This window comes from Cobetia sp. 5-25-4-2 (assembly GCF_013374075.1).
Lineage (GTDB): Bacteria > Pseudomonadota > Gammaproteobacteria > Pseudomonadales > Halomonadaceae > Cobetia > Cobetia marina.
On sequence record NZ_BLWK01000002.1, the window covers coordinates 289,144 to 314,171 of the forward strand.

Annotated in this window: 21 protein-coding genes; 6 read left to right on the forward strand and 15 right to left on the reverse strand. The window is 63.4% G+C overall.

The genetic code is table 11. The annotated features are described in order from the left end of the window. The first annotated feature begins 44 nt into the window (after positions 1–44). The 3 genes from HXS65_RS06130 to HXS65_RS06135 all read left to right on the forward strand — a co-directional run bounded on the left by HXS65_RS06130 (position 45) and on the right by HXS65_RS06135 (position 3,855). Complete coding sequence (locus tag HXS65_RS06130) at positions 45–1,640, forward strand: helicase HerA-like domain-containing protein (RefSeq protein ID WP_176493458.1); 1,596 nt, start codon at positions 45–47, stop codon at positions 1,638–1,640. A 245-nt stretch (positions 1,641–1,885) separates the two neighbouring features. After that, on the forward strand, positions 1,886–2,008 hold the full coding sequence (locus HXS65_RS17555; protein ID WP_255304436.1) for a hypothetical protein: 123 nt from the start codon (positions 1,886–1,888) through the stop codon (positions 2,006–2,008). A gap of 281 nt (positions 2,009–2,289) precedes the next feature. After that, entirely contained in the window at positions 2,290–3,855 is a 1,566-nt protein-coding gene (locus HXS65_RS06135; RefSeq protein WP_084208060.1) for a sensor domain-containing diguanylate cyclase, read from the forward strand. A gap of 176 nt (positions 3,856–4,031) precedes the next feature. Here the strand turns inward: HXS65_RS06135 and ilvD are convergent, their stop codons facing one another. Next, positions 4,032–5,876: a dihydroxy-acid dehydratase gene (gene ilvD, locus HXS65_RS06140; protein ID WP_136938759.1), complete on the reverse strand. Its 1,845-nt coding sequence runs from the start codon at positions 5,874–5,876 to the stop codon at positions 4,032–4,034. A gap of 402 nt (positions 5,877–6,278) precedes the next feature. Here ilvD and HXS65_RS06145 point away from each other — a divergent pair, with 402 nt between their 5' ends. Continuing rightward, the gene (locus HXS65_RS06145; RefSeq protein WP_077374980.1) at positions 6,279–6,620 is read left to right on the forward strand and encodes a YegP family protein; all 342 of its coding nucleotides are present in this window, start codon (positions 6,279–6,281) and stop codon (positions 6,618–6,620) included. A gap of 119 nt (positions 6,621–6,739) precedes the next feature. Here HXS65_RS06145 and lon read toward each other — a convergent pair whose 3' ends face one another. The 9 genes from lon to nrdR all read right to left on the reverse strand — a co-directional run bounded on the left by lon (position 6,740) and on the right by nrdR (position 16,550). Next, positions 6,740–9,190, reverse strand: a complete 2,451-nt coding sequence (lon, locus tag HXS65_RS06150; protein WP_077374983.1) for an endopeptidase La — start codon at positions 9,188–9,190, stop codon at positions 6,740–6,742. Positions 9,191–9,511: 321 nt separating this feature from the next. Beyond that, positions 9,512–10,792: a DUF945 family protein gene (locus HXS65_RS06155; protein ID WP_077374986.1), complete on the reverse strand. Its 1,281-nt coding sequence runs from the start codon at positions 10,790–10,792 to the stop codon at positions 9,512–9,514. Positions 10,793–10,857: 65 nt separating this feature from the next. Further along, positions 10,858–11,331, reverse strand: a complete 474-nt coding sequence (locus tag HXS65_RS06160) for a phosphatidylglycerophosphatase A (RefSeq protein ID WP_077374989.1) — start codon at positions 11,329–11,331, stop codon at positions 10,858–10,860. Next, on the reverse strand, positions 11,328–12,356 hold the full coding sequence (gene thiL / locus HXS65_RS06165) for a thiamine-phosphate kinase (RefSeq protein ID WP_176493459.1): 1,029 nt from the start codon (positions 12,354–12,356) through the stop codon (positions 11,328–11,330). Before thiL ends, HXS65_RS06160 begins: the two co-directional genes overlap by 4 nt. A 1-nt stretch (position 12,357) precedes the next feature. Continuing rightward, positions 12,358–12,873: a transcription antitermination factor NusB gene (gene nusB, locus HXS65_RS06170; protein ID WP_077374995.1), complete on the reverse strand. Its 516-nt coding sequence runs from the start codon at positions 12,871–12,873 to the stop codon at positions 12,358–12,360. Next, positions 12,870–13,352, reverse strand: coding sequence for a 6,7-dimethyl-8-ribityllumazine synthase (ribE, locus tag HXS65_RS06175; protein WP_043331374.1), 483 nt, complete (start codon positions 13,350–13,352; stop codon positions 12,870–12,872). Before ribE ends, nusB begins: the two co-directional genes overlap by 4 nt. A gap of 111 nt (positions 13,353–13,463) precedes the next feature. After that, positions 13,464–14,612: a bifunctional 3,4-dihydroxy-2-butanone-4-phosphate synthase/GTP cyclohydrolase II gene (gene ribBA / locus HXS65_RS06180; protein ID WP_077374998.1), complete on the reverse strand. Its 1,149-nt coding sequence runs from the start codon at positions 14,610–14,612 to the stop codon at positions 13,464–13,466. Positions 14,613–14,781: 169 nt separating this feature from the next. Further along, positions 14,782–15,984, reverse strand: coding sequence for a bifunctional diaminohydroxyphosphoribosylaminopyrimidine deaminase/5-amino-6-(5-phosphoribosylamino)uracil reductase RibD (gene ribD, locus HXS65_RS06185; protein ID WP_176493460.1), 1,203 nt, complete (start codon positions 15,982–15,984; stop codon positions 14,782–14,784). A 77-nt stretch (positions 15,985–16,061) separates the two neighbouring features. Continuing rightward, entirely contained in the window at positions 16,062–16,550 is a 489-nt protein-coding gene (nrdR, locus tag HXS65_RS06190; RefSeq protein WP_077375003.1) for a transcriptional regulator NrdR, read from the reverse strand. 306 nt (positions 16,551–16,856) lie between these two features. On the opposite strand from nrdR, the gene HXS65_RS06195 reads away from it, so the two are divergent. Both HXS65_RS06195 and HXS65_RS06200 read left to right on the forward strand, forming a co-directional pair. Continuing rightward, on the forward strand, positions 16,857–17,105 hold the full coding sequence (locus tag HXS65_RS06195; RefSeq protein WP_077375006.1) for a GlsB/YeaQ/YmgE family stress response membrane protein: 249 nt from the start codon (positions 16,857–16,859) through the stop codon (positions 17,103–17,105). Between the two features lie 218 nt (positions 17,106–17,323). Continuing rightward, complete coding sequence (locus HXS65_RS06200) at positions 17,324–19,198, forward strand: sugar phosphorylase (protein ID WP_254696543.1); 1,875 nt, start codon at positions 17,324–17,326, stop codon at positions 19,196–19,198. 118 nt (positions 19,199–19,316) lie between these two features. Here HXS65_RS06200 and HXS65_RS06205 read toward each other — a convergent pair whose 3' ends face one another. From HXS65_RS06205 to HXS65_RS06225, 5 genes are all read right to left on the reverse strand, one after another. After that, positions 19,317–20,528, reverse strand: a complete 1,212-nt coding sequence (locus tag HXS65_RS06205; RefSeq protein ID WP_077375009.1) for a glycosyl transferase — start codon at positions 20,526–20,528, stop codon at positions 19,317–19,319. A 41-nt stretch (positions 20,529–20,569) separates the two neighbouring features. Next, positions 20,570–21,466, reverse strand: coding sequence for a mannosyl-3-phosphoglycerate phosphatase (locus tag HXS65_RS06210; RefSeq protein ID WP_164850270.1), 897 nt, complete (start codon positions 21,464–21,466; stop codon positions 20,570–20,572). A 303-nt stretch (positions 21,467–21,769) separates the two neighbouring features. After that, entirely contained in the window at positions 21,770–23,071 is a 1,302-nt protein-coding gene (locus HXS65_RS06215) for a TRAP transporter large permease subunit (RefSeq protein ID WP_077375014.1), read from the reverse strand. After that, positions 23,071–23,712 carry a TRAP transporter small permease subunit gene (locus HXS65_RS06220; RefSeq protein WP_077375017.1) on the reverse strand — a complete coding sequence of 214 codons (642 nt, stop codon included), beginning with the start codon at positions 23,710–23,712 and terminating at the stop codon, positions 23,071–23,073. Before HXS65_RS06220 ends, HXS65_RS06215 begins: the two co-directional genes overlap by 1 nt. A gap of 155 nt (positions 23,713–23,867) precedes the next feature. Continuing rightward, on the reverse strand, positions 23,868–24,932 hold the full coding sequence (locus HXS65_RS06225) for a TRAP transporter substrate-binding protein (RefSeq protein WP_141392135.1): 1,065 nt from the start codon (positions 24,930–24,932) through the stop codon (positions 23,868–23,870). Positions 24,933–25,028 lie beyond the last annotated feature (96 nt).

Sequence of the window (25,028 nt, forward strand, 5' to 3'; positions counted from 1 at the left end):
TACGGGCACCGCCACCGACATGCTGACCACGACAGGAGAATCACATGCCAGATGTGCTGATAGGGGGCCGCGCGGGACAAGGTTCGGCAGGCCACATCACGCTGGACGCAGCATTGGCCAATCGCCATGGGCTGGTGGCGGGCGCGACGGGCACCGGCAAGACCGTCACCCTGCAGGTACTGGCCGAGGAATTCTCGCGCATGGGGGTGCCGGTGTTCACTGCCGACATCAAGGGTGATCTTTCCGGCATCGCTGCCGCCGGCACTCCCCATCCTCGCATCGATGAGCGCTTGAACAGCCTGGGGATCGATGATTGGCAGCCGCACGCCGCCCCCGTCAGACTATGGGACCTCCATGGCAAGAGCGGTCACGCGGTTCGCGCAAGCGTGGCATCGATGGGGCCCGAGCTGATGGCTAGTCTGCTGGAGCTCAACGAGACCCAAGGCGGCCTGATGCATCTGGCCTTCGATCACGCCGAGCGTGAGGGTCTGGAGCTGGTCGACCTCAAGGACCTGATCAGCCTGCTGAAGCACATCGAGCGCGAGCGTGACAGCTTCGAGGCACGTTACGGCAGCGTCAGTCCCCAGAGCCTGGGGGCGATGCTGCGTCGGGTCCACGTCCTGGCCACGCAGGGCGGCGAACGCTTCTTTGCCGAACCGGCACTGGATATCCACGACATGCTGGCGACGCGCGGGCATGCAGAGCAGGCCCGTGGCTATATCAATCTGCTCGACGGTCGCGAGCTGATGCAGAGCCCTCGTCTCTACACCACCTTCCTGCTGTGGTTCCTGTCCACCCTGTTCCGCGAGCTTCCCGAGCGCGGGGATGCCGACCGGCCAGTACTGGTGTTCTTCTTCGATGAAGCGCACCTGTTGTTCGATTCAGCCCCCAAGGCACTGCTGACGCGTCTGGAGCAGACGGTCCGCCTGATTCGCTCCAAGGGCGTCGGTGTCTATTTCGTGACCCAGTCACCCGCCGACATCCCCGATGAGGTGCTCGGTCAGCTGGGCAATCGCATCCAGCATGCGCTGCGCGCCTTCACACCGCGTGACCAGAAGGCCGTCAAGACGGCCGCCGACACCTTCCGCCCCAATCCGGAACTCGATACGGCGCAGGTGATCACGGAACTGGGCGTAGGCGAAGCTCTGGTCTCGGTACTCGATGCCAACGGCACACCGACGCAGGTGGAACGCACGCTGATCGCCCCGCCGCGAGGACGCATCGGTCCATTGAGCGACGCGGAGCGTGCCACGCTGCTGGCCGACTCCTCCCTGGCCGGGCGCTACGACGAGCGCGTGGATCGTGAGTCCGCCCATGAGCGACTGGAGGCGCGACTTGCCGCCCAGGCGCAAGCCTCACATGCCACGAACCCCCGTGAGCCTGACAAGACTAGGCCCGGGGAGGCAGACCGTGACCCAAGCCAGCGTCCATCGGAAGACGTTGATCCTGAAGACGCCCGGCCTGAAGGGGCGCAAGCCACCCGGCCGCCCGCTGCCGCCAGGCCCTCTCGGGACACCGGCAGTGGCCGCAAGCGCCAGGGCGTCATGGAAACCTTGCTGAAATCGGTGATGCGCGCGCTGGGGTCGCAGCTGGGACGCTCCCTGATTCGCAGCCTCCTTCGCTCATTCACACGTCGTTGACGCGCTGACCGGGCAAGACGATGACCGCCTCGCCTTTCCAGCTGCCACGAAGGGCTGCCCACGCTTCGGCATGGGTAGGCATACATGGTCAATGTCCTGCAGGTTTGCCTGTCTTTGACTGACATCAAGGCATCACACGATCTTCACTCGCGTCTTCCCGGAACCAGCCATACTGGAGAGTGCTGCTTACCGGCAGCACACCCATACACTCAATGGCTCGCCAACACTCTCGGGGAGGCTTCACGATGTGCATGAACGAAGAAGTGATCGACCACTGGCTTGACAGCAACTGGTTCAGTATCGAACTGGCACTGGAAGACCTGGAAGCTCAGCAGCAGCCGGCACCACCGCTGGCCGAGGCGGCCTGACTCCCGCCCACGACTCGTGAGCAGTACCAGCAGACCGCCATCAACGTCCTTGCGAAGACACGCCAACCCATGGCGAAGGCAAGGAGCCCTCATTTCGGAGCCCCTCATCGAGACCCTCGCTGAGGGGCTCTGCCCTTGTCAGCCTGTAAAGACTGCCCGCTGCGTTTGCGAAAGGTTGAGACAATCGATTTCCTCGCCTGTCACGTCTCACGGCAAGTCGTATATTGAGGTGTGGTATGGAAAGCCTCCCTCTCCTGCAGCATGTCAGATAAGGATATCGCATGATGCCAAGCTCATTCTCTGCCGTGCCCTTGCCTTCGGGCAACGCCGGACACCCCCATGATTCCCTGCTGCCAGAGCACCTGCAGGCACTGCTGGCGCTCAGCCTGACACCTGAGCCCTCCCACGAACGCCACGTGGAAGCCCATCTGGATGCCGGTTGCCGTCTGCTTGGCATGACCACCGCCATCCTCGGACATGCAGAATCCAGTCGCTATGAGATCATGGCGGCGGTCAATCCCCCTGCTGGGCGAGAAGTCGGAGGCGAATGCCCACTGGAAGAGACCTGGTGTTCCAGCGTCATCGCGCAGGCTGCCTGCGTGGCTCATCGCCACATCAGCGCTGAAGAAGACACTCGCGCCCACGCTGCCTATTCCTGCATGCCCTTTGAAAGCTATGTGGCAGCGCCACTCTGGTCTGAAGGTCGCCTGACCGGCACGCTGTGCTTCGGCGATGAAACACCGCGCCAACAGGACTTCACCGCCAGTGAGCGAGCCCTGGTGGAGACGCTTGCCACGGCACTGGGCCAGCTGCTGGATGTCCAGCGCGCGAAAGAGCGCACACGCAGTGAGCTCGACAACCTGCGTCTCGCCTACCAGAAAATGGAAGGACTGTTCTCCCATTGCAGCCTGCCCATGGCCCTGATGGACTTTCATGGCCACTGGACCCGCATGAATCCGGCCTTTTCCCGACTGCTGGGCATGGAGCCAAAGGAACTGACATGCAGTGCCCTGGAAGACATCTCGCACCCACAGGACATGCTGACGTGCCGCGAGGCATTGAGCGCCATGCGGACGGGCGACATCAGCGAATATCGGCAGCCACACCGTTATCTCGGGCGTCATGGCCAGATGATCGACGTGATGCTGGAGCTGAAGGTGATCGACAGTCGCGCCGGGATCATTCTCTCCCAGCATGAAGACATCAGCGAGCGCCGTGCTCATGAAGCGAGCCTGACCAAGCTGCGCCACCAACTGGAAACTCGCTCGCCTGCCGCTGGCCGGCTCCCCGGCTCGACACTCGACAAGCTGATGCCGTTCGAATTGATCGAGCAACAGCTGGACAACGAGATCGCGCGCAGTGCACGCCATGGCCAGCCATTGTGCATCCTGATCCTCAGCGTGGATGACCTTGAGGATTACACGCGCGAATATGGCCACGTGGCGGGAGAACGCCCTCTGCAGCAGGTGGCATCCATCCTGCGCAACGCCAGCCGCAAGAGCGATCTCCTTTGCATGCGTGAGGACAACTCCTTGATGGCGATCCTCACCAGTACCGATGCCAGCGGCGCGATCATCCTTGCCGAACGCGTCCGCCATGCCGCCGCCGAACTGTCAGGGCTGGATCGGCCGATCACCTGCAGTGTCGGCCTGACCGGCTATCATCCGGCCCCCGATACCATGAGACTGGCCAATCGACTCGAGTTGATGGACCGTGCCCAGCAGGCGCTCAAGAAAGCCCAGCGCCAGGGATGCAACCGGGTACGGTTTCTCGACCCAGACCCGGTCATGCCGCTTGACGCCGGTACACTGACCAACCTGCCGCCAAAGCCTGCCGGTACTGACTGACTCAGGGCCCGAGGAGGCTGAAATGCACGGCAACCACTTCGAATGCCAGACATGCAAACGGCCACCCCTCGGGGTGGCCGTTTGCATGTCATTGGCGTCCTGCCTGGTGATCAGTGCTGCCGGTCTTCAACAGGCACTGACCGCCAGCACCTTCACGGCGGCACTGGCGGACGGTATCAATCCAGCTTGCTCAGATCACGCACGGCGCCCTTGTCAGCCGAGGTCGCCAGCAAGGCATAGGCCTTGAGCGCGGCGGAGACACGACGATTGCGCTGGATGCTCGGCTTCCAGGCATCCTTGCCGCGCGCATCCATCGCTTCACGACGCGCATGTAGCTCGCTATCGCTCAGCTGGACATTGATGGTGCGATTGGGGATGTCGATCAGGATAGTGTCACCATGCTCGACCAGGCCGATGGCGCCACCCGCCGCCGCTTCCGGAGACGCATGGCCGATGGACAGGCCAGAGGTACCGCCGGAGAAACGACCGTCGGTGAGCAGCGCGCACGCCTTGCCAAGTCCCTTGGACTTGAGATAGGACGTCGGGTAGAGCATTTCCTGCATGCCCGGACCGCCCTTCGGCCCTTCGTAGCGGATGATCACGACATCGCCTTCCTTGACCTTGTCGGCCAGGATGTCTTCCACCGCCTGATCCTGAGATTCGCAGACATAGGCACGGCCTTCGAAGACGAGGATGGAGTCATCGACGCCCGCCGTCTTCACCACGCAACCATCCAGTGCGATGTTGCCGTAGAGCACGGCCAGGCCGCCCTGAGTGGAGAAGCAATGGTCGTAATCGCGGATACAGCCCTGGGCGCGATCACCATCCAGGCTTGGCCAGCGCGCGCTCTGGGAGAAGGCGGTCTGGGTCGGGATCCCGCCCGGACCGGCACGATAGAACTCGATCACCTCATCGGTGGGCGAGCGCATGATGTCCCACTCTTCCAGCGCCGCAGACAACGAGTCGCCATAGACGGTCGGCACCGAGGTATCCAGCACGCCGGCGCGGTCCAGCTCGCCCAGAATCCCCATGATGCCACCGGCACGGTGCACATCCTCGATGTGATACTTCTGGGTGTTCGGCGCCACCTTGCACATCTGCGGCACGCTGTGGGACAGCTTGTCGATGTCGGACATGGTGAAGTCGACACCGGCCTCCTGAGCGGCGGCCAGCAGGTGCAGGATGGTGTTGGTCGAGCCCCCCATGGCGATATCCAGCGTCATCGCGTTGGCAAACGCCGCCCGTGAACCGATGGCACGCGGCAACAGGTGCTCTTCGTTGCCTTCGTAGTAACGGCGTGCCAGCTCGACGATACGATGCCCGGCGTTCTCGAACAGACGACGACGATCGGAGTGAGTCGCCAGCACCGTACCGTTGCCCGGCAACGCCAGACCCAGCGCTTCCATCAGGCAGTTCATGGAGTTGGCCGTGAACATGCCCGAGCAGCTGCCACAGGTCGGGCAGGCACTGCGCTCGATCTCGGCGACCGTCTCGTCGTCGACGCTGTCATCGGCCGCGATGACCATCGCATCGACCAGGTCGAGACCGTGGTCCAGTAGCTTGGTCTTGCCGGCTTCCATCGGGCCGCCGGAGACGAAGATGACCGGGATGTTGAGGCGCATGGCGGCCATCAGCATCCCGGGGGTGATCTTGTCGCAGTTGGAGATGCACACCAGCGCATCCGCACAGTGGGCATTGACCATGTATTCGACGCTGTCGGCGATCAGGTCACGCGACGGCAGCGAATACAGCATGCCGTCGTGCCCCATCGCGATGCCATCGTCCACCGCGATGGTGTTGAATTCCTTGGCGACACCGCCGGCCTTCTCGATTTCGCGCGCTACCAGCTGCCCCATGTCCTTGAGGTGGACGTGGCCGGGCACGAACTGGGTGAAGGAGTTGGCAACGGCGATGATCGGCTTCTGGAAGTCACCATCTTTCATGCCGGTGGCGCGCCACAGGGCGCGGGCGCCGGCCATGTTACGACCTGCGGTGGTCGTACGGGAGCGATACTCTGGCATGGTGTCCTCGTCAATGATGCTTGGCCACTCTCCTGTGCAGAACGATCGACGGAGAACATCCCCTAGCGCGGGGCTTGTCCGGGTGATCCTTCGCACGGGAGTGGCTTCTGTTTTGATCAGGCTGCGCTTCTCTTGTGAAAAGACGCAGACCTAGTGTCCAGTGGAGATGCGGGGCATGTGAGCCACCGCTATCTGCCTGAGCTCAATTCTGTCATGTCCCGCCCCTGCTTGCCTACCAGATAGCATCGCATGTACACGGCGGCAGCGTGAAAGACGCCGCGATGGCTCCCGAACGTTGAATGCCGCAACTCCTAGCGTGGGTTTCCCACGAGAGGCGCTGTTTACACTAGAAGACGACATATCAGGCAGTGTCAGACATCCCTCAAGGAACAGGAGTCATCCATGGCCGGAAAATTCGTCATCACCCGCGGCAAGGACAGCAAGTTCTATTTTGCGCTCAAGGCCGGCAACGGTGAAAAGATCCTCCAGAGCCAAGGCTATGCCGACAAGCGCGGCTGCCTGAACGGCGTGGAATCCGTGCGCAAGAACGCCGCCGAGGAAAAACGCTTCACGAAGGAAGTCGCCAAGGATGGTCGCTTCTATTTCACGCTGCTGGCCGCCAACAGCCAGCAGATCGGCCGCAGCCAGATGTACAAGTCGGAATCCGGCCGCGACAACGGCATTGCCAGTGTCGGACGCAATGCACCGGAAGCCGCCGTGCTGGAACAGCTCGATACCGCCTGAATGCCCGCGAGCGTGACGTCTGCATGCACACGACGCCCCACGGAAAAGCAGAAGCCCCGCCGGTTGGCGGGGCTTCTGCTTTTCGTCGGATGTCGCCATCCATTCTGCGCCGTGCGTTGTCAGTGGCGCTGCGCGTTGTCGCTGTCAAAGACCACTCGTGCCACATCCGCGTAGCGGGCCGCGAAGTGGACGATCATGCCCTCCTTCAGATAGTCCGGCAGCTCATCATAATCCCGCTGGTTGGCCTGTGGCAGGATCAGTTCGAAGATGTCACTGCGGCGTGCGGCAATGACCTTCTCACGGATACCGCCCACCGGCAGCACCTGCCCGGTCAATGTCAGCTCACCGGTCATCGCCAGTCCCTTGCGCGGCGCCTGATGCCTGGCCAACGACATCAACGCCGTGGTCATGGTCACGCCAGCGCTCGGGCCATCCTTGGGCGTCGCCCCTTCCGGCACGTGCAGGTGAATGAAGGACTCATTGAAGAAGTCAGCCTCGGCATCGTAGGCCTCAAGATTCGCCAGGGTATAGGAATAGGCGATATTGGCCGATTCCTGCATCACTTCCCCAAGCTTGCCGGTCAGCTTCAAGCCACGCGTCAGGCCGTGCACACGTGTGGCCTCGATGGGCAGGGTCGCGCCGCCCATGCTGGTCCAGGCAAGCCCGGTCACCACGCCTTCGCCGGCCAGGACCTTCTCGCGACGGAAGATTGGCGCCCCCAGGAATTCCTCGAGATTCTTGACCGAGACCTTGACCGTCGGCAGGTCCTCCTCGAGCAGCTTGACCGCCGCCTTGCGCACGATGCGGTGCAGCTGCTTCTCCAGCTGACGCACGCCCGCCTCGCGAGCATAGCCCTCGATCACCTGACGCAGCGCGGCGTCACTCAGATTTATACGCTTCTTGGGAATGTTGTCGCGTGTCAGCAGCTTCGGCCACAGGTGATGCTTGGCGATCGCCATCTTCTCTTCGGCGATGTAACCGGAGAGGCGTATCTGCTCCATGCGGTCCAGCAGCGGCCCCGGGATGCTATCCAGCGTGTTGGCGGTACACACGAACAGCACCTTGGACAGATCGAGGCGCACGTCGAGGTAGTGATCGAGGAAGTCGACGTTCTGCTCCGGGTCCAGCACCTCGAGCAGCGCCGAGGCCGGATCGCCCTGGAAGGACTGCCCCAGCTTGTCGATCTCATCCAGCATGATCACCGGGTTCTCGACCTTGACCTCCTTGAGTGCCTGCACCAGCTTGCCGGGCATGGCACCCACGTAGGTACGGCGATGGCCCTTGATCTCCGACTCATCGCGCATGCCGCCGACCGAGAAGCGATAGAACTCGCGCCCCAGTGCCTGAGCGATGGAGCGCCCGATCGAGGTCTTGCCCACACCGGGCGGGCCCACCAGCAGCAGGATCGAGCCACCGACATCGCCCTTGAAGGTGCCTTCGGCCAGGAACTCGATGATGCGTGATTTCACGTCATCCAGCCCGTCATGGTCGCGATTGAGCACCTTGCGCGCATGGGCGAGATCCAGCTGGTCGGTGGAGGTGATGCCCCAAGGAAGCGAGGTCAGCCAGTCCAGATAGTTGCGCGTGGTGCCGTACTCCGGCGAGCCGGTCTCCAGCACCGAGAGCTTGTCGAGTTCGTCGTCGATGCGCGATTGCACCCGTTCGGGAACCTTGAGCTCATCGAGGCGACCGCGGAAGGTATCCACATCATTCTCGCGATCATCCTTGGAGATGCCCAGTTCACGCTGGATGACCTTGAGCTGCTCACGCAGGAAGAATTCACGCTGATGCTTTTCCATCTGCGCGTTGACCTGCTGAGAGATCTCGGTCTGCAGCTGGGCGACCTCGATCTCCTTGCGCAGCAGCGGCAGTACCTTCTGCATGCGCTCCATCACCGGCAACGATTCCAGCACCTCCTGCAACTCCGGCCCCTTGGCCGAGGTGATGGCAGCGGCAAAGTCGGTCAGCGGGCCGGGTTCATGCGGGCTGAAGCGATTGAGGTACTGCTTGAGCTCTTCGCCGTACAGCGGATTGATCGGCAGCAGCTCCTTGATGCCATTGATCATCGCCATCGCGTAGGCACGTGCCTCGTCGCTCTCGGCATCCACCGGCTCGCGCGGGTAGGTCACCTCGACCAGATAGGGCGGCTTGCGTGACAACCAGCGGGTGATCCGGAAGCGGCGCAACCCTTGCGCGATGAACTGGACCTGATCCTGGCCATCTTCGGGCTTGTGGACACGCACTGCCGAACCGATCTCGGGAAAATGCTCAGCCCCCATCTCGTCGACTTCGACATCACCGACGAAGGCCAGCCCCACTGCATGGTGTGGCGTGTTGCCGACCCGCTCCATGGTCTCTGCCCAGCGCTGCTTGTTGATGACCAGCGGCTGGACCTGAGCCGGAAAGAAGGGACGATTGTGGATCGGCAGCAGGTAAAGGCGCTCAGGCAGCTGATCACCACTGGGTACCAGCCCACCAGCCCCCGGGGAATGCTCAGGCTCTTCCTGACTGGCATCTTCAAAACCGGACAGAACGTTGTCGTGATCGGAGGTATCTTCGTGACGTGACATGCAACCCTCGTGAAACCGGGCCTCGGTTGAGGCGATCATCTTCACCAATGTGGTCTGTCGTGCACTTTATCAAGTACTGTCGGGCACTTGTCTGACGGGATGCCTGTCTATCGGCACCGGTTCGCCACCTGCCGACGGATACGACAAGGCCCGCCAGAAGGCGGGCCTTGTCAGCTGTCCAGCACGATGGCAGACAGAAGGGTACGGTCAGATCCGAAGGTGGCTCAGCCACCTGTGAAAGACAGGCCGGCTCAGTCAGACCGGCTCAGTCAGACCGGCTCAGTCAGACCGGCTCAATCTGACCGGCTCAGTCAGGCTGGCTCAATAGATCGGCTTGCCATTGACGAGCAGCGCATCCCCATCGATGGTCAGCACCAGGTTCTTGTCAGCGGAGTCCGGCGGGATGCCCGCCATCATCGCCAGCATCGGCGGCACATTGCGGAATTCGAAACGTCCACTCATGCGATCCAGGAAGGCACGCTGCCCTTCGATGGTCTGCAGTTCGGCGATGCTCAGATCGGTCATGCCGGCCCCATCGAGAATCAGCTGCCCCTCACCCTGCATGTCGACACCGAAGACTTCGCTGCGCGCCTTGAGGGACTCCAGCGTCAGACGAGGAGACGTGCTCAGCATGGTGAACAGCGGCGCCTCGACCTTCTCGAGCATGGCGACCTGCTGATCTTCCGTCAGCTCTTCAAACGGCTTGCCGGCCTCTTCCAGCAGGCCCTGCAGCTGAGTGATGAAATCATAGACCGCCGCGCCCTGAAGACGGTCGATCGACAGCGCCAGACTGCCGCTGGCCATCTGCTGATCACCGGCACTCACGTCCTGCACGGCCAGCTTCATCAGATAGCGAAGCTCGGTCGGGTCGAGCCGCGTCTCGCCGGAATAGCTGATATCGGTCGCCACCACCGGCGGCTGCCCCATGCCATTGTCGATGGTCAACGTATCCAGCTCGATCTTGTCATCCTGGCGGAAGTCGTTGTCCGCACCACGATAAAGACCGTTCAGGCTCAGGGTACCGACGCTGATCTTCTCGTCACCATTGGTGATCTCGAAGGGAGAGACCTCGCCGTCGACGGTGATCTCGGGAGTATCACCGCCATCATGTGACGCCGTCAGCTCGCCGCCCTTGAAGTCGAAGCGCGTGCCGCTTTCCGGGTCCTGCCATTCAAAGACAGGCAGTGTCACCGTGGTATCACTGGCACCGCTGAAATTGTCGACGCTGCCATCGAAGGCGATGGCCTTTCCATCCCCGATGACCTCGGAAAGCACATCGCGGGCCGGTGTACCGTACTGCAGCTTGATGTTGCCCTTCATGCTGGTGGAGAGCAGGCCATGACCGGCTTCATAAGGCAGCACGACACGCACGGGCCCTTGCTGCTCCCCCGTGGCAAGCTCCATCTTGAGTCGACCGCTCGAGTCGAACCAGCCGCTCTGCACGTCATCGCGGCTGGCCTTGATGTCGGCGCTGCTGTCGAGCTCCGCCACCATTCGCGCCATCTCGTCTTCGAAACGCTGACTGGAATACGCCACGCCACCGACATAGCCGGCAGCACCGATGACGACGACAGCCGCCGCAGTTACGAGTCCCTTGCCCATCGTTGTTATCCCTTGTTTATCATTGTTGAAGCGTCACACCCACCACGCAGTGCCTCGCTTCCTGTTCAATGCAGCCACAGCCATAGATGCATGGTCGACCAGGCGAAGATGCCGGCGAAGATGTCATCGAGCATGATGCCGAATCCCCCCGCCACGCGACGGTCAGCCCAGCGGATCGGCCATGGCTTGAGAATGTCGAAGACCCGGAAGACCACGAACCCCCAGAGGGCAGCCTGCCATGAAAACGGCACGGCGACCATGGTGATCCAGTAGCCGACGAATTCATCCCAGACGATGCCGGAATGATCGTGGACGCCCAGATCCTTCGAGGTGCGATCACAGATCCAGATCCCGAGAACGGAGGCGGCCACCACGATGGCGATGTAGGGCCAGAGCCCCAGTCCCGCCATCATCCAATAGAACGGAATGGCGGCCAGGGTGCCGAAGGTGCCGGGCGCGAAGGGCGCCGTGCCACTGCCGAGCCCGAAGGCCAGGAAATGGACGGGACGACGCCAGACACTGGCAGGTGCACGATTCATGAGCTCACCTCCGTGGCATCCGCCGGCGGGAAGTGCTGCCAGCTGCGTCCCGCGGCGGCCTGCTCGACCCCTTCCTGCTCGAGGATGACACGCGGCTCGCTTCCCTCCACTGCCTGCATGCGCCCGATGACGCTCAAGGACAGATTCAGGGGGCGCAGCGCGTTGATGGCGCTCTCGAGATGCTCTTCCGGCATCGTCAACAGCAGCTCGTAATCATCACCGCCATTGAGGACCGCCTCGCGCGCGCCCTGCTCGCCCAGCGCCGCCATCAGCTCCGGCGCCAGCGGCAGTTCGCCAAGCTCCAGCGCCGCCGACAGCTGACTGGCACGACAGATGTGTGCCAGGTCACCCATCACGCCATCGGAGACATCCAGGCCCGCACTGGCCAGCTGGCGCAGTGCGAGGCCCGCCTCCACACGCGGCTCCGGACGCAGATAGGCGGCCAGACACGGGTCCAGCACATCCCGCGTGCCGGACTGCCATGCCTTCAGACCGGCATGCGCCATTCCCGGTGCGCCCGTGATGACCACCAGGTCGCCTTCACGGGCACCATCACGTCGCAGGATGGGGCGGGATACGCTATCCGGATGGACTGCATCCTCCAGCACCAGCGGCAGCTCGCCATGCACGGTGATCGTGATGGAGAGCGGGCCGCGTGTGACATCGCCCCCGACCAGGGCGATGCCATGACGTTCGGCCAGCGCATGGAAGCCGGCAGCGAAGCCATGCAGCCAGTCCTCGTCGACCTCCGGCAGCGTCAAGGCCAGCAACGCCCAGCGCGGCGTCGCCCCCATGGCGGCCAGATCGGAAAGATTGACCGCCAGGGCGCGATGCCCGATCGAGGACGCCGGAGCATCCGGCGGGAAGTGAACGCCCGCCACGGAGGTATCGACACTGATCGCCAGCTGCATGCCATCACCGGCGGCGAGGAGCGCACAGTCGTCACCCGGCCCCAGCAGTACGCCCGGTGCCCCGGACAGATCGCGCTGGAAGTAGCGGGCGATCAACTCGAATTCGCCCGGCATGTCAGCGCAGGCGGGCCTGGGTCACCTCGGCGCTGCGCAGCTTGACTGCCAGCTTGTCGAGGATCCCGTTGACGTACTTGTGACCATCGGTGGCACCGAAGGTCTTGGCCAGCTCGACCCCTTCGTTGATGGCGACACGGTACGGCACTTCCATGCGCCTGGAGAGCTCGTAGGCGCCCAGACGCAGGATGGCCAGCTCGATCTCGTCGAGATCCTGAAGACGACGATCCAGCAGCGGGCTGATGCTGGCATCCAGCTCTTTCTGGAAACGCGGCACGTTGTGCAGCAGCTCATGGAACAGCGCCTGGTCAGCGATGCGCATCACCTCGACCCAGTTCTCGTGCAGCTCGACATCGTCATCGACCTGCTGACCGCGAAACTCGGCTTCGATGGTGGTCATGCTCTTGCCGGTCATCTGCCACTGGTAGATGCCCTGGACCGCCAGCTCACGCGCGGCACGGCGTGCCTGCTGCTGCTTGGACGGCTCACGCTCGGAACGTTGCTGACGTTCGCTCATGCATCACCTCCCATGGCCTTGAGCAGCGAGACCATTTCCATGGCGGCCATCGCGGCTTCAGTGCCCTTGTTGCCGGCCTTGGTGCCCGCACGCTCGATGGCCTGCTCGATGGAGTTGACCGTCAGCACGCCATTGGCCACCGGCGTGTCGAACTCGAGCTGCAGACGAGACAGGGCGGAGTTGCATTCACCGGCGACATATTCAAAGTGCGGCGTGCCACCACGAATCACCGCGCCCAGCGTGATGACGGCGTGCGGCTTGACCTTGGCCAGCACGGCCTTGACGGCCAGCGGGATTTCCCAGGCGCCCGGCACGTGGATCAGGTCGATGTTTTCCTCATCGACGCCGTGGCGTACGAGGGAATCGACCGCGCCTTCCACCAGGCTATCGACGACGTGGTGGTTGAAACGCCCGACGACGATGACGTAACGGCCATCGACATTGGTGAAGGTGCCTTCGAGTTGAGCAATCGGTTGCATGGTCAGTCCACAATGCTAGCGCCCCGGCGAACCGGGGCGGAGATATCAATCATACCGGGAGCGACGACCGCGACTGGTCCCCGCTCCCGCCATTTGGGTAGTGCCGGGGCCTTATGCACCCACGGTGTCTGTGCCACTGGCCGCGTCATCACTGCCGATCAGCTCGACCACTTCGAGGCCGAAACCGGACAGCGCAGAGAACTTCCACGGCGAGCTGAGCAGACGCATCCGGCCGACGCCGAGATCCCTGAGGATCTGGGCACCGGTACCGGTAGTCAGATAGTTGCCCGCACCATCGGATTCGTTGGTGCGCGGCGTACGACGTCGTCCGAGGAAGACATCGAGACGTTCCTTGTAATCCTGTGAATCACTGCCGGTGTCCAGCAGCACCAGCACGCCCGCATCAGCGGCAGCGACCTGTGACAGTGCATCATGGAGCGCCCAGCTGCTGCTGCCCGGCTGACGCAGGGTCAGGAGGTCACGCATCGGGTCCTCCACATGCACACGCACGGTGGTCAAGGCGTCAGGCGTCGGCGTGCCCTTGACCAGCGCCAGATGGTGACGGCCCTGGATGCGATCGCTGAAGCAGTGCAGCGTCAGCTCGCCGAAAGCCGTCTCGACCTGCTCGCTGTCCAGCACTTCCACGGTCTGTTCGTTGTGGATGCGGTATTCGATCAGGTCCGCGATGGTGCCGACCTTGAGATCATGCTCGGCGGCAAAGCGCTCGAGCTCCTCACGACGCGCCATGCTGCCGTCGTCGTTCATGACCTCACAGATCACGCCGGTCGCGCCAAAGCCCGCCATGGAGGCCAGATCACAGGCCGCCTCGGTGTGGCCGGCACGACGCAGCACGCCACCCGGTTCCGCCATCAGCGGGAAGATATGCCCCGGCTGGACGATATCCTGCGGACGGGCGTTGCGGGCGGCAGCCGCCTGCACGGTACGTGCGCGATCAGCAGCGGAGATACCGGTGGTGACGCCTTCGGTGGCTTCGATGGAGAGCGTGAACTTGGTGCCGAAGCCGGAACCGTTGGCCTGCACCATCAAGGGCAGCTGGAGCTGCTCGCAATGCTCACGCGACATCGGCATGCAGATCAAGCCACGCGCATGACGCGCCATGAAGTTGATGTGCTCGGCTGTCACGGCTTCCGCGGCGATGATGATGTCGCCTTCGTTCTCACGATCCTCGTCATCCATGAGGATGACCATCTTGCCCTGCCGGATATCCTCGACGAGTGCTGCGATGCCTGATAGCGCCATGCTTGCTCCACATTTCGGACCGCGCCGACGGTTGCCCGGCCCACGCGTGTTATCAAAAAGTCGGGCGTCAGGGTACCCCGCCACCCGGTTTTGCGCCAGCGCCCCGCGACGCCACTGTCGCCAGACAGCGGCAAGTCCTTGCGCTGGCAGGCAATTTCTCTCAGTCAGTTCAGCCGACAGGCTCGCCGTTGTCGGGCACTGCCGTGATGCGCCAGTCGCGCCCCACGGCACGAATCTCGCGGATCTCGACCCGCCGCTGCTGCGCCATGTGCTCGAGTCCGGGCAGGGCCAGCAACGGACGCGCCTCCCCGCCCAGCAGCGTCGGCGCCATGAACAGCTGCATCTCATCCACCAGCCCGGCACTGAGCATGGCACCGGCAAGCACCGCACCGGTCTCCAGCAGGACCTCATTGGCCTGCTCATGCTCGGCCAGATGGCGCAACAGCGCCTCGAGATCCACACGTCCCTCCGGGCCCGCCGGCAGCGCCAGCACCTCGGCGCCGGCCGCTTCCAACAGTCTGCGCCGTTCTGCCTGAGCCGCTGTCTCATCCGCGACACAGACCACCAGGGTTCTGCCGTCCTGTTCAAGGATTCGCGCCGCCAGTGGCAGGCGCAGATGCGTATCCACCACCACGCGCAACGGCTGACGCGCCACCAGCGCTTCGAGCCCCAGCGGATGCGACTCCAGCCCCAGCTGCTCGGCGCGCACGTTGAGGCGCGAATCATCGAAGATGACCGACTCGATACCGCTCATCACCACGCTGGAGCGTGCACGCAGTCGCTGAACGGCGCTGCGCGCTTCCGGGCCGGTGATCCACTGGGATTCACCGGAGGCCATCGCGGTGCGACCGTCCAGACTCATGGCCTGCTTGAGACGCACGAAGGGGCGCCCGCGCTCCATGCGCGACAGGAAGCCGGGATTGAGCGCACGCGCCTCCTGCTCCAGCACGCCCACCGTCACGGCGATGCCAGCGCCCTGAAGCATGGCGATGCCACGCCCGGCCACCTGCGGATTCGGGTCCCGCATGGCGATCACCACTCGCGAGATGCCCGCCGCGATCAAGGCGCGTGAGCATGGTCCGGTTCGCCCGGTGTGCGAGCAGGGCTCCAGCGTCACGTAGGCCACGCAGCCCAGGGCTTGCTCACCGGCGGCGGCCAAGGCGTTGACCTCGGCATGCCCTTCCCCGGCGCGCACATGAAAGCCGGTGGCGATCACCTCATCAGTGACGGGGTCGACCAGCACGCACCCGACCCGTGGATTGGGATGGGTGGTGTAGCTTCCCAGGCGCGCAAGGCGCAAGGCATGCGCCATGTGGCGAATATCGCGACCAGGCTCCTGGCCGACTGCGGTGTCATGAGAGGTGAGGGACATGCAATACCTATCGGCGTGTGACGACAACATGGACCGGCCCGACAGTCGGACTGCAGGGCGGTCGGGCGATGCGCGGATCAGGAGCGGCTGTCTTCCTCGCCGGGCAGGAAACTGGGCTCCTGGGCGAGGCGGTCGATCTCGGCACGGAATTCGTCCAGATCCTGAAACCGGCGATAGACGGAGGCAAAGCGGATATAGGCGACCTGATCCAGCCGCTTGAGCTGCTGCATCACTTCGTCGCCGATCCGGCGCGCCTCGATCTCACGCTCCCCCGTGGCGCGCAGACGCTGACGGATACGCTCGACAGCCGCCTCGATCAGCTCCGAGGAGACAGGACGCTTCTCCAGCGCGCGCAACATGCCTGCCCGCAGCTTGTGCTCATCGAAGCTCTCACGGGAACCGTCACCCTTGACCACTCGCGGCATGACCAGCTCTGCCGTCTCGTAGGTCGTGAAACGCTCGCCGCAGGCCGCGCACTGGCGACGACGACGCACCTGGTCACCCTCGACCACCAGCCGGGAATCCGTGACCTTGGTTTCATGAGTTCCACAGAAGGGACAGTGCATTGTTGGGAGCCTGCTTGAGTGCGAGGTGGCGGCGTTGCGTACTTCGGCCTCCGGTACTGCCGAGCAGCGTCGGGCCACGGCAGCACAGCCGAAAGACATGGAATGGGCGCCATTGTAACCGTTAAGACTCGTGCACGGGAGCCTATGTCAGTCAGATCCTATCTGCGTTAGCCTTGAGGAGCGGAAGAGGAATCCGCATAGACTCCCGAGAACCGAGGCCGGCGAGAAACTCCCACAAGGATGCTCGCCACATGAGTGAATGATCTTCACGACCAAGTGCTTACTAATGACGCAAGGAGACGCGACATGGGAATCATCGCCTGGATCATCTTCGGACTGATCGCCGGCATCATCGCCAAGGTCATCATGCCCGGCAAGGACCCCGGTGGCATCATCGTCACCAGCATCATCGGCATCCTGGGTGCCGTGGTAGGGGGATGGATCGGCACGCAGCTCGGCTTCGGAGATGTCACCGGCTTCAATCTGGCAAGCTTCGTCATCGCCGTGCTCGGTGCCATCATCCTGCTGATCCTGTATCGAGTCGTTCGCAGGTAGCCCGCGACCCGCTCGCAGGCACTTCGCAGGCACTTCGCAGGCACTTCGCTAGCAGTGCGGGTGGGCCTGATCGGCTCCATAGCCTGACAGGAGCTGATCACATGGCTTTCCCCGCCGGTTTCAACCGCCATGACTCGACGACGGCCAGCCTGCACCAGTGGGCTGGCCGTCGTCTTGCATGGTCAAGTCACATGCACTGATGACTTCGAGGACCGCTCATGCCCGACATGCCACCTCCCGATCCTTCCACCTCTTCCTCACACGCCGCTCGACCGGGCCCACGCTCCCTGTCACACCCGCTCTCGAACGATGCCTTCGCCCGCCACGCCGAGACGCTGCTGGCGGTGATCTATCCCGAGCGCAAGGATGAGGTGCTGCGGCGTCTCGAGACACTGATGGAGCTGCATCGTTCGCGTCTTGCCCCCCGGGTTCCCGAGGGCGAACCGCTGTGGAGCGAACGCGATCAGTGGCTGATCACCTACGGCGACAGCGTGCAACAGGAAGGCGAGGCCCCGCTGGCCACCCTGAATGACTTCCTCGCGAGCCGTCTGGGTGACTGCCTCTCCGGGGTGCACGTCCTGCCCTTCTTCCCCTGGAGCAGCGACGACGGCTTCAGCGTCATCCACTACCGTGAGGTCAATCCGGCCCTCGGCGACTGGCAGGACATCCAGCGTCTGAGCGAGCAACGTGACCTGATGGCGGACCTCGTCATCAACCACTGCTCGCGGGAATCGCTGTGGTTCGCCGATTATCTGGCCGGCGTGCAACCCGGCCGCGATTACTTCATCGAGATGGACCCGGAAACGGACGTCTCCAGCGTGGTGCGACCACGCCCCTCGGCCCTGCTCACGCCGGTGCATACCCGTCGTGGCCTGCGTCATCTGTGGGCAACCTTCTCGGATGACCAGATCGACCTCAACTTCGCCAATCCCGACGTCCTGCTGGAGTTCATCGGTATCCTGCTCTATTACCTCGAGCAGGGCGCGCGCATGATCCGCCTCGATGCCGTGGCCTTCCTGTGGAAGCGTCTGGGCACCTCCTGCGTGCATCTGCCGGAGACGCATGCCGTGGTCCGCCTGCTGCGCGCCATCGTGGATCATCTGGCCCCCGGCAGCCTGCTGATCACGGAAACCAACGTGCCCCACGCCGAGAACATGTCGTATTTCGGCCTCGACCGCCTTTCCGAGCAGGACCTGACCTCCCTCGAGGGCAGCGCCCAGGCCGATGAAGCCCACATGATCTATCAGTTCACGCTGCCGCCGCTGACTCTGCATACCCTGACCTCCGGGGATGCCAGTGCACTGACCGAGTGGGCCGCCAGCCTGCCCTCTCTGCCGGCGGGATGCAGCTACTTCAACTTCACGGCCAGCCACGATGGCATCGGCGTGCGTGCGCTGGAAGGCCTGCTGCCGGACCATGAGCGCGATACCCTCGTGCGACTGGTGCACGACTTCGGTGGCTACGTCAGCATGCGCGCCAACCCGGGACGCGCCGACACCCCCTATGAGCTGAACATCAGCTATTTCGATGCCCTCAAGGGCACGCGGCGTGGACGGGACCCGTGGCAGATCGAGCGCTTCATCGCCAGTCAGACCCTGATGCTGAGCCTGCAGGGCATTCCCGGCCTCTATCTTCATTCACTGACCGCCACCCCCAATCACCAGGAAGGGGTCGAACGCGACGGGCATCTGCGCGCCATCAACCGCCGCAAGTGGCAGCGCGATGAACTGGAAGCCCTGCTGTCCAGTCCCAACACCGCGACCCATGAGGTCTTCCATGCCTTGAAGCGTCGCATGACGCTGCGCCGCGAGGAGCCGTGCTTCCACCCCGATGCTCATCAGCAGGTGTTCGACCTGGGGCCGGACTTCTTCGTCTTCGAGCGCGTCACCCACGAGGGACGCCGCCTGCTGTTCGCCCTCAATGTCACCGACCAGCCGCGTGTGCTGCCCTTGCCGGAAAGCTGGCAGGGCCTCGCGTTGACCGACCACCTGTGTCATGACAAGGCCTTCGACCCCGCCATGGCGCGCCGCCCCTATCAGGCAGCCTGGCTGATGGAGCAGTCGGTGCGCCCACCGGCCATCGAGGTCGTCTGACCTGACGACGTGCCCGCCAACGACAACGGGGCTGCCAGTAGCAGCCCCGTTGTCGTTTTACCTTCCCGTGTCTGCCGCAACGTGCGTGACCCACGTGAGCGGTTGGTGAAAGGTGTCGTTACTGGTTGTCCAGCTCCACCGCTTCATGCATGCGCTCGAGCAGGTCCGGCACCGCGGACTGCACCCGGTTCCAGCTCGGAATGAAGGGCTTGTCACGCGGGTTGTCGAGGAAGGCGCTGCCGGCATCCATGATGTTGGCGGCGAACAGCTCCACTGCCGCTTCCTCGCTGTGACGATCCACCGTCAGGCCATTCATGACGGCGTCGTTGTAATAGGTCTCGATCAGATCCAGCGCGATGCGATAGTAGGTCGCCTTGATGGTGCGGAAAGTCTCGCCATGAATCTCGACCCCCAGCGTCGCCAGCTTGCGATACATGGCCTTGGCGATATCCAGACTCATGCGATTGAGGCCGCCCAGCGCATCTTCCTCGGACAGCGGCTGATGCTTGTGATCATAGGCATCGGCGATGTCCACCTGGCACAGACGCTTGGTGGAATAGTTGCGATGCACCTCGGACAGCACGCCGATCTCCAGCCCCCAGTCGCTGGGGATGCGAATGTCCGCCAGCACGTCGGTGCGCATCGAGAACTCACCGGACAGCGGATAACGATAGCTGTCGAGATAATCCAGATACGGCAGCGGGCCATAGACCTTCTTGAGCGCACGGATCAACGGCGTGACCATCAGACGTGCCACGCGACCATTGAGCTTGCCCTGGGCGATGCGCGAATAGTAGCCCTTGCAGAATTCGTAGTTGAACTGCGGATGGGCGACCGGGTAGATCAGACGCGCCAGCAGGCCGCGATCATAGGTGACGATATCGCAGTCATGCAGTGCCACCGCCTCGGCGATGCCTGATGACTGCACGTAACCGGAGCAATACCAGACGTTGCGCCCCTTGCCGGCCTCCATCGGTGCCAGACCATGCTCGGTCAGCTCTTCATCCAGTGCACGCAGGCGCGGCCCGTCGTTCCACAGGATACGGTGATGCTGTGGCAGGTGAGAGAAGAACTCCTTGGCATGCTCGAACTGGTCGCGGTCGGCACGATCCAGCCCGATCACGATCTCGCTGAGATACGGCACCTGCGCCAGCTCATCGACGATGTGCTTGAGCGCGGGGCCTTCCAGCTCGGAATACAGCGAGGGCAGAATCAGGCTCATCGGCCGCTTGCGGGAGAAGCGCATCAGATCCGCTTCAAGGTCCTCCACCGGACGGTCGGTCAGGTTATGGAAGTTGGTGATGATGCCATTCTGGTAAAAATCGCTCATGTCAGCTCCTTGTCATACCGAAGACACGCATCAGGCAGGCGTCAGGCGCGCAGGCCTCTGGATGTCCATTCTTCCGGCTGGCCATTGGCCAGCCAGTGACGTAATCCCTCGACCCATCCCTGCGGCCCGGGGTGATTGGCGCGAAAACAGCGGCGTTCATCCGCCAGTAGCGGATACTCGGCAAGCTCCCGATCGCGCTGTGAGGTATCACCGACGCTGGGGATCAGGACAGCGTTGTCGACCGCGGCCAGCAATGGCAGATCATTGGCGCCATCACCGAAGCCCAGTGTCCAGGGACGCACCCGCTCACAGAGCCGGTAGCGCGCGATCAGATAGCGCGCCGCCACCCCCTTGTCAGTGTCGCCCGTCACATGATGGAAACGCCCGCCCCGCGTCAGCTTGAGGCCATGGCTGGCCAGGCGCGTGCGGAACTCCTCGAGGCGCTCCGGCGCGTCCTGCCATACCAGCGGTTCACTGGCATCACGCTCCCCCGCCAGCGCCGCATCCGCCTCTCCCAGCCCCGTCAGCTCGCTGATTCTTGCCACCGACATCGCGGCAAAGCCTTCAAAGGCGAATTCCTCGCTCAGTCCCTCCAGCACCTCGAGAATCGCGCGGCGCGGCATGGCCACCGCGATACGGCACAGGCCGTGCGCATCCGGGGCACTGGCCTCCTCCAGTGGATAGGCACTGAGCCAGGAGGCCGGCAGCGCCACGACGCCTCCGTTCTCGGCGATCCAGGGCTGACCCGCCAGCCCCAGCGAGCGCATCAAGGGCGTGAGTTCAGCCGCGGTCTTGGAGGTATTGGGCACGACCCAGGCGCCGCGAGCACGCAGGCGGGTCAGCCAGCTGCGCGCCGGACCCGGCGAGTAATCGTGATGGTCCAGCAGCGAGCCATCCAGGTCGGTCAGCAACAACAGCGGTGCTTGAGTCTCTGACATGTGAACTCTCCTCATGAAGTGCTGCAGCGTGCCAGGCATCCCCGCGGTGCGGTCTCGTTGCGCCAGGCAAGCCTGCCAAGAGCATTGCAGGGAATGTGCCAAGATGGTGCAGTCGCAATGACAGTCTGGCCTCTCAACTCTCAACTCTGATTCACCGCCGGCTTGCTTGCACCAACAATGAGCACAAATCCCCTGATGCATGTCGCGTCGCCACATTGCAGCGCAAACCTGTCGTCACGAACGACGACGCCCTCGCATCTGCGAGGGCGTCGAGTCTTCGGCCATCAGCAACATCTGTTGAGACTAGACCAGCCACAGTGACAGTTGCGGCCACAGCAGCAACATCGCCAGCACGCACAGCTGGATGGCGATGAACGGCAGCAGCGAGACGAAGATATCCTTGAGACTGATGCCTTCCGGTGCCACGCCTTTCAGATAGAAGGCGGCAGGCCCGAAGGGAGGCGACAGGAAGGACACCTGCATGTTGACCGCGAACAGCACGCCGAACCATACCGGGTCATAGCCAAGTTGGATGATGATCGGCACGAAGATCGGCAGGGTCAGCATCGCGATGCCGATCCAGTCGAGGAACAGCCCCAGCAGCAGCAGGATCGCCATCATCACCATGATGATCGCCAGCGGCGGGATATCGAGGCCGAGAATCATGCTCGACACGAAGCGGTTGCCGCCCATCAGGTTGTAGACCCCGACCAGCGCCGCCGCCCCGATACCGATCCAGATGATCATGCCGCAGGTGTTCATGGTCTGGGACAGCGCACGCTGCATCAGGGTGATGGAGAATTCCCCCCGCAGCATCACCGCCACCAGCACGCCGAAGCTGCCCATCGCCGCTGCCTCCGTCACCGAGGCCACCCCACCATAGATGGAACCCAGCACCAGTCCCGCGATGATCGCCGGCACGCCGACGGCCTTGAGCAGCTCACGCTTGCTCTGGAAGCTGGCACGCCGCTCCTCCTCGGGCATCACCGGCCCCAGCGCGGGATTGCGCAGGCAGCGGATCAGCACATAGAGGATATAGCTTGCCATCAGCACGATGGCCGGGGTGATCGCCGCGGTGAACAGATCGGCAATCGACTGGTTGGCGATCAAGCCATAGATGATCAGCACGATGGAGGGCGGCATCATGGTGCCCAGCGAGCCCCCGGCACACACCACGCCGATGGCGATGTGCTTGTCATAGCCGAGCCGGAGCATCTGCGGCAGCGCCAGAATCCCCAGCAGCACGATCTCGCCGCCGATGATGCCGGACATCGCCGCCAGGAAGAACGCCACCACGATGGTCTGGATCGCCACGCCACCGGGCAGGCGACCTGCCATCACGCGCATGGCATTGAACAGGTCCTTGGCGATGCCGGAGCGATCCAGCAGCGAGGCCATCAACACGAACATCGGCACCGCCACCAGCGAATACTCGGTGACGAAGCCATAGACACGACTGGTGACCAGCGGCAGCGCCATCGGGCCGAACCAGCCGAAGGTGTAGGCCAGCGCGACCAGGCCGGTGACGAAGGCCAGCGGCAGGCCGGTGACCAGCAGCGCGAAGATGCCGCCGACCAGCAGCATGGTAGCCGTTGCGATATCCATCAGCGCTGCTCCTTGTCTGACGTGGTACGCGTCTCTTGTGCCGGGTGGGCAGCGGCGTCACTTTCCCCTTCGGGCGGACGGGGAGAGAAGAAGGTCTGGTAGAGATGCCACAACGCCTGCAGGGTCATCACCGCCAGCGCGAACAGGATCACGCCCTTGGTCAGCGCTGGAAACGGCGGGTTCCACGAGGTACCGGAGCGCTCCAGCTGCCATTCGCCCAGCGGGCTGTGCGAGGCGCGCCAGAACATCACCCAGCCTGCGTAACTCATCGCCATGCAGAACACGAGCGTCATCACGTCATTGAAGCAGTCCAGCACGTAGCGAAAGCGCGTGCCGACCAGGTCGTAGAGCACACGCACGCGAATGTGGCGGTTGTTGGCCAGCGCCGCCGGCCCGCCCAGCGCGAAGCTGGTCGCGACCAGAAAGATCACCGTCTCGTGGACCCAGGAGGTCGGCGAGTCGAGGCCATAGCGCATCACCACCTCGAACACGCTGATCGCCATCGCCAGCAATACCAGCCACGCCGCGGCGCGGGTGCCCTTGCCGACCAGTCGGTCCAGCGGCGTGCGCGTGCCCAGATTCGGGTCGTGGTCATCCGACGCCTCCGGCAGGCCCGGCGACGCCACATCATGTTCTGCCATATCGAATTCCTTGCTAACTGGCTTGCTCAAGGAGGATCGGCGCGCCCAGTGAGCACGCCGATCATCATCTCCCGCGTCTTTCCTGATCGTCTTGATCCTGTCGACGTCTCGCCCCGGCGACTCTTGTCACGCGGCCGATGACAGCGAGTGGACGCTTACATCAGGTTGCGGTCGGTGAGGAAGGTGACCACGGACTCGTAGACCTTGCCGGTCAGCTCGTTCTTCTCGGCCCATACCTTCCATTCCTGCTGGGCGATGCGACGGAACTTGGCGCGTTCTTCCGGCGCCATGTCGATCACCTCGATATCCGGATTGGCTCGCGCCGCGCTCACCGCCTTGAGGTCACGCGCCTTGAGAGTGAAGACCATGTCGTAGGCCATCGAGTCAGTCGCGGTCTCCATGATCGCCTTGAGATCCGCCGGCAGGCCGTCCCAGATGTCCTTGTTCATCGACACCGCCACCATCGGCAGCGAGTGGAAGCCCGGATAGGACGGGTACTTGGCGAAGCTGTGCAGGCCCTGGTCATCATTGGTGGCGAACACGGTGTAATCCGCCGCGTCGATCACGCCCTTCTCGAGACCGGTGTAGACCTCGGAGCCCGGCAGGTTGACGGGGGCTGCACCGGCCTTCTGGAAGATGTTGTAGACCATGCCTTCCGGCGCACGCACCTTGAGGCCCTTGAGGTCATCGACGGTACGCACCGGCTTCTTGGAGACGAAGGACTCAAGCCCGGTGGCGCCTGCGCCGATCAGATGCACGCCGTAGGGCTCGACCAGCTCGTTGTAGAGCGCCTCACCACCGCCGTGCTGCATGTACTCGAGATATTCCAGCGGATCCCCCCAGGCACCCACCAGGTTGCCCAGCATGCCGAAGGCCGGATTCTGGCCCGAGAAGTAGGACGGGTCCGTCAAGTGGCCCTGCAGGATGCCGGCGCTGACGGCGTCCAACGTCTGGTTGGCCTGTACCACGGCATTGACCGGCAGGATCTCGATGGCGATGCGTCCATCCGACATGGTCTTGATGTTCTCGGCCCAGGCCTTCTTGACCTCGAACTGCGGCTCACCGGCCGTTTCCGAGGTCTGGAAGGTCCATTCGTACTCGGCCGCCCAGCTGGGCGCGGCCATCGCACTGGCGGCCAGCGCCGTGGAAAGGGCAAGCGCCTTGAGCGCGAAACGCCCGGAGGCGAGGGACGGACGTTGGGACGTGGTGGAATGCGGCATGGTGGAACTCCTGGCGTGTTGTTATGACGTGTTATGACGTTCTTTGGCGGAGGGAAGACGTGCAGACACTTCCCGGCGTGGCGACGCCCAGGGCGC

What these genes read in the sequence shown, in the direction of transcription:
- HXS65_RS06130 (WP_176493458.1), top strand. Translation starts at nt 45, where the DNA reads ATGCCAGATGTGCTGATAGGGGGCCGCGCGGGACAAGGTTCGGCAGGC.
- HXS65_RS17555 (WP_255304436.1), top strand. Translation starts at nt 1,886, where the DNA reads ATGTGCATGAACGAAGAAGTGATCGACCACTGGCTTGACAGCAACTGG.
- HXS65_RS06135 (WP_084208060.1), top strand. Translation starts at nt 2,290, where the DNA reads ATGATGCCAAGCTCATTCTCTGCCGTGCCCTTGCCTTCGGGCAACGCC.
- ilvD (WP_136938759.1), bottom strand. Translation starts at nt 5,876, where the DNA reads ATGCCAGAGTATCGCTCCCGTACGACCACCGCAGGTCGTAACATGGCC.
- HXS65_RS06145 (WP_077374980.1), top strand. Translation starts at nt 6,279, where the DNA reads ATGGCCGGAAAATTCGTCATCACCCGCGGCAAGGACAGCAAGTTCTAT.
- lon (WP_077374983.1), bottom strand. Translation starts at nt 9,190, where the DNA reads ATGTCACGTCACGAAGATACCTCCGATCACGACAACGTTCTGTCCGGT.
- HXS65_RS06155 (WP_077374986.1), bottom strand. Translation starts at nt 10,792, where the DNA reads ATGGGCAAGGGACTCGTAACTGCGGCGGCTGTCGTCGTCATCGGTGCT.
- HXS65_RS06160 (WP_077374989.1), bottom strand. Translation starts at nt 11,331, where the DNA reads ATGAATCGTGCACCTGCCAGTGTCTGGCGTCGTCCCGTCCATTTCCTG.
- thiL (WP_176493459.1), bottom strand. Translation starts at nt 12,356, where the DNA reads ATGCCGGGCGAATTCGAGTTGATCGCCCGCTACTTCCAGCGCGATCTG.
- nusB (WP_077374995.1), bottom strand. Translation starts at nt 12,873, where the DNA reads ATGAGCGAACGTCAGCAACGTTCCGAGCGTGAGCCGTCCAAGCAGCAG.
- ribE (WP_043331374.1), bottom strand. Translation starts at nt 13,352, where the DNA reads ATGCAACCGATTGCTCAACTCGAAGGCACCTTCACCAATGTCGATGGC.
- ribBA (WP_077374998.1), bottom strand. Translation starts at nt 14,612, where the DNA reads ATGGCGCTATCAGGCATCGCAGCACTCGTCGAGGATATCCGGCAGGGC.
- ribD (WP_176493460.1), bottom strand. Translation starts at nt 15,984, where the DNA reads ATGTCCCTCACCTCTCATGACACCGCAGTCGGCCAGGAGCCTGGTCGC.
- nrdR (WP_077375003.1), bottom strand. Translation starts at nt 16,550, where the DNA reads ATGCACTGTCCCTTCTGTGGAACTCATGAAACCAAGGTCACGGATTCC.
- HXS65_RS06195 (WP_077375006.1), top strand. Translation starts at nt 16,857, where the DNA reads ATGGGAATCATCGCCTGGATCATCTTCGGACTGATCGCCGGCATCATC.
- HXS65_RS06200 (WP_254696543.1), top strand. Translation starts at nt 17,324, where the DNA reads ATGCCCGACATGCCACCTCCCGATCCTTCCACCTCTTCCTCACACGCC.
- HXS65_RS06205 (WP_077375009.1), bottom strand. Translation starts at nt 20,528, where the DNA reads ATGAGCGATTTTTACCAGAATGGCATCATCACCAACTTCCATAACCTG.
- HXS65_RS06210 (WP_164850270.1), bottom strand. Translation starts at nt 21,466, where the DNA reads ATGTCAGAGACTCAAGCACCGCTGTTGTTGCTGACCGACCTGGATGGC.
- HXS65_RS06215 (WP_077375014.1), bottom strand. Translation starts at nt 23,071, where the DNA reads ATGGATATCGCAACGGCTACCATGCTGCTGGTCGGCGGCATCTTCGCG.
- HXS65_RS06220 (WP_077375017.1), bottom strand. Translation starts at nt 23,712, where the DNA reads ATGGCAGAACATGATGTGGCGTCGCCGGGCCTGCCGGAGGCGTCGGAT.
- HXS65_RS06225 (WP_141392135.1), bottom strand. Translation starts at nt 24,932, where the DNA reads ATGCCGCATTCCACCACGTCCCAACGTCCGTCCCTCGCCTCCGGGCGT.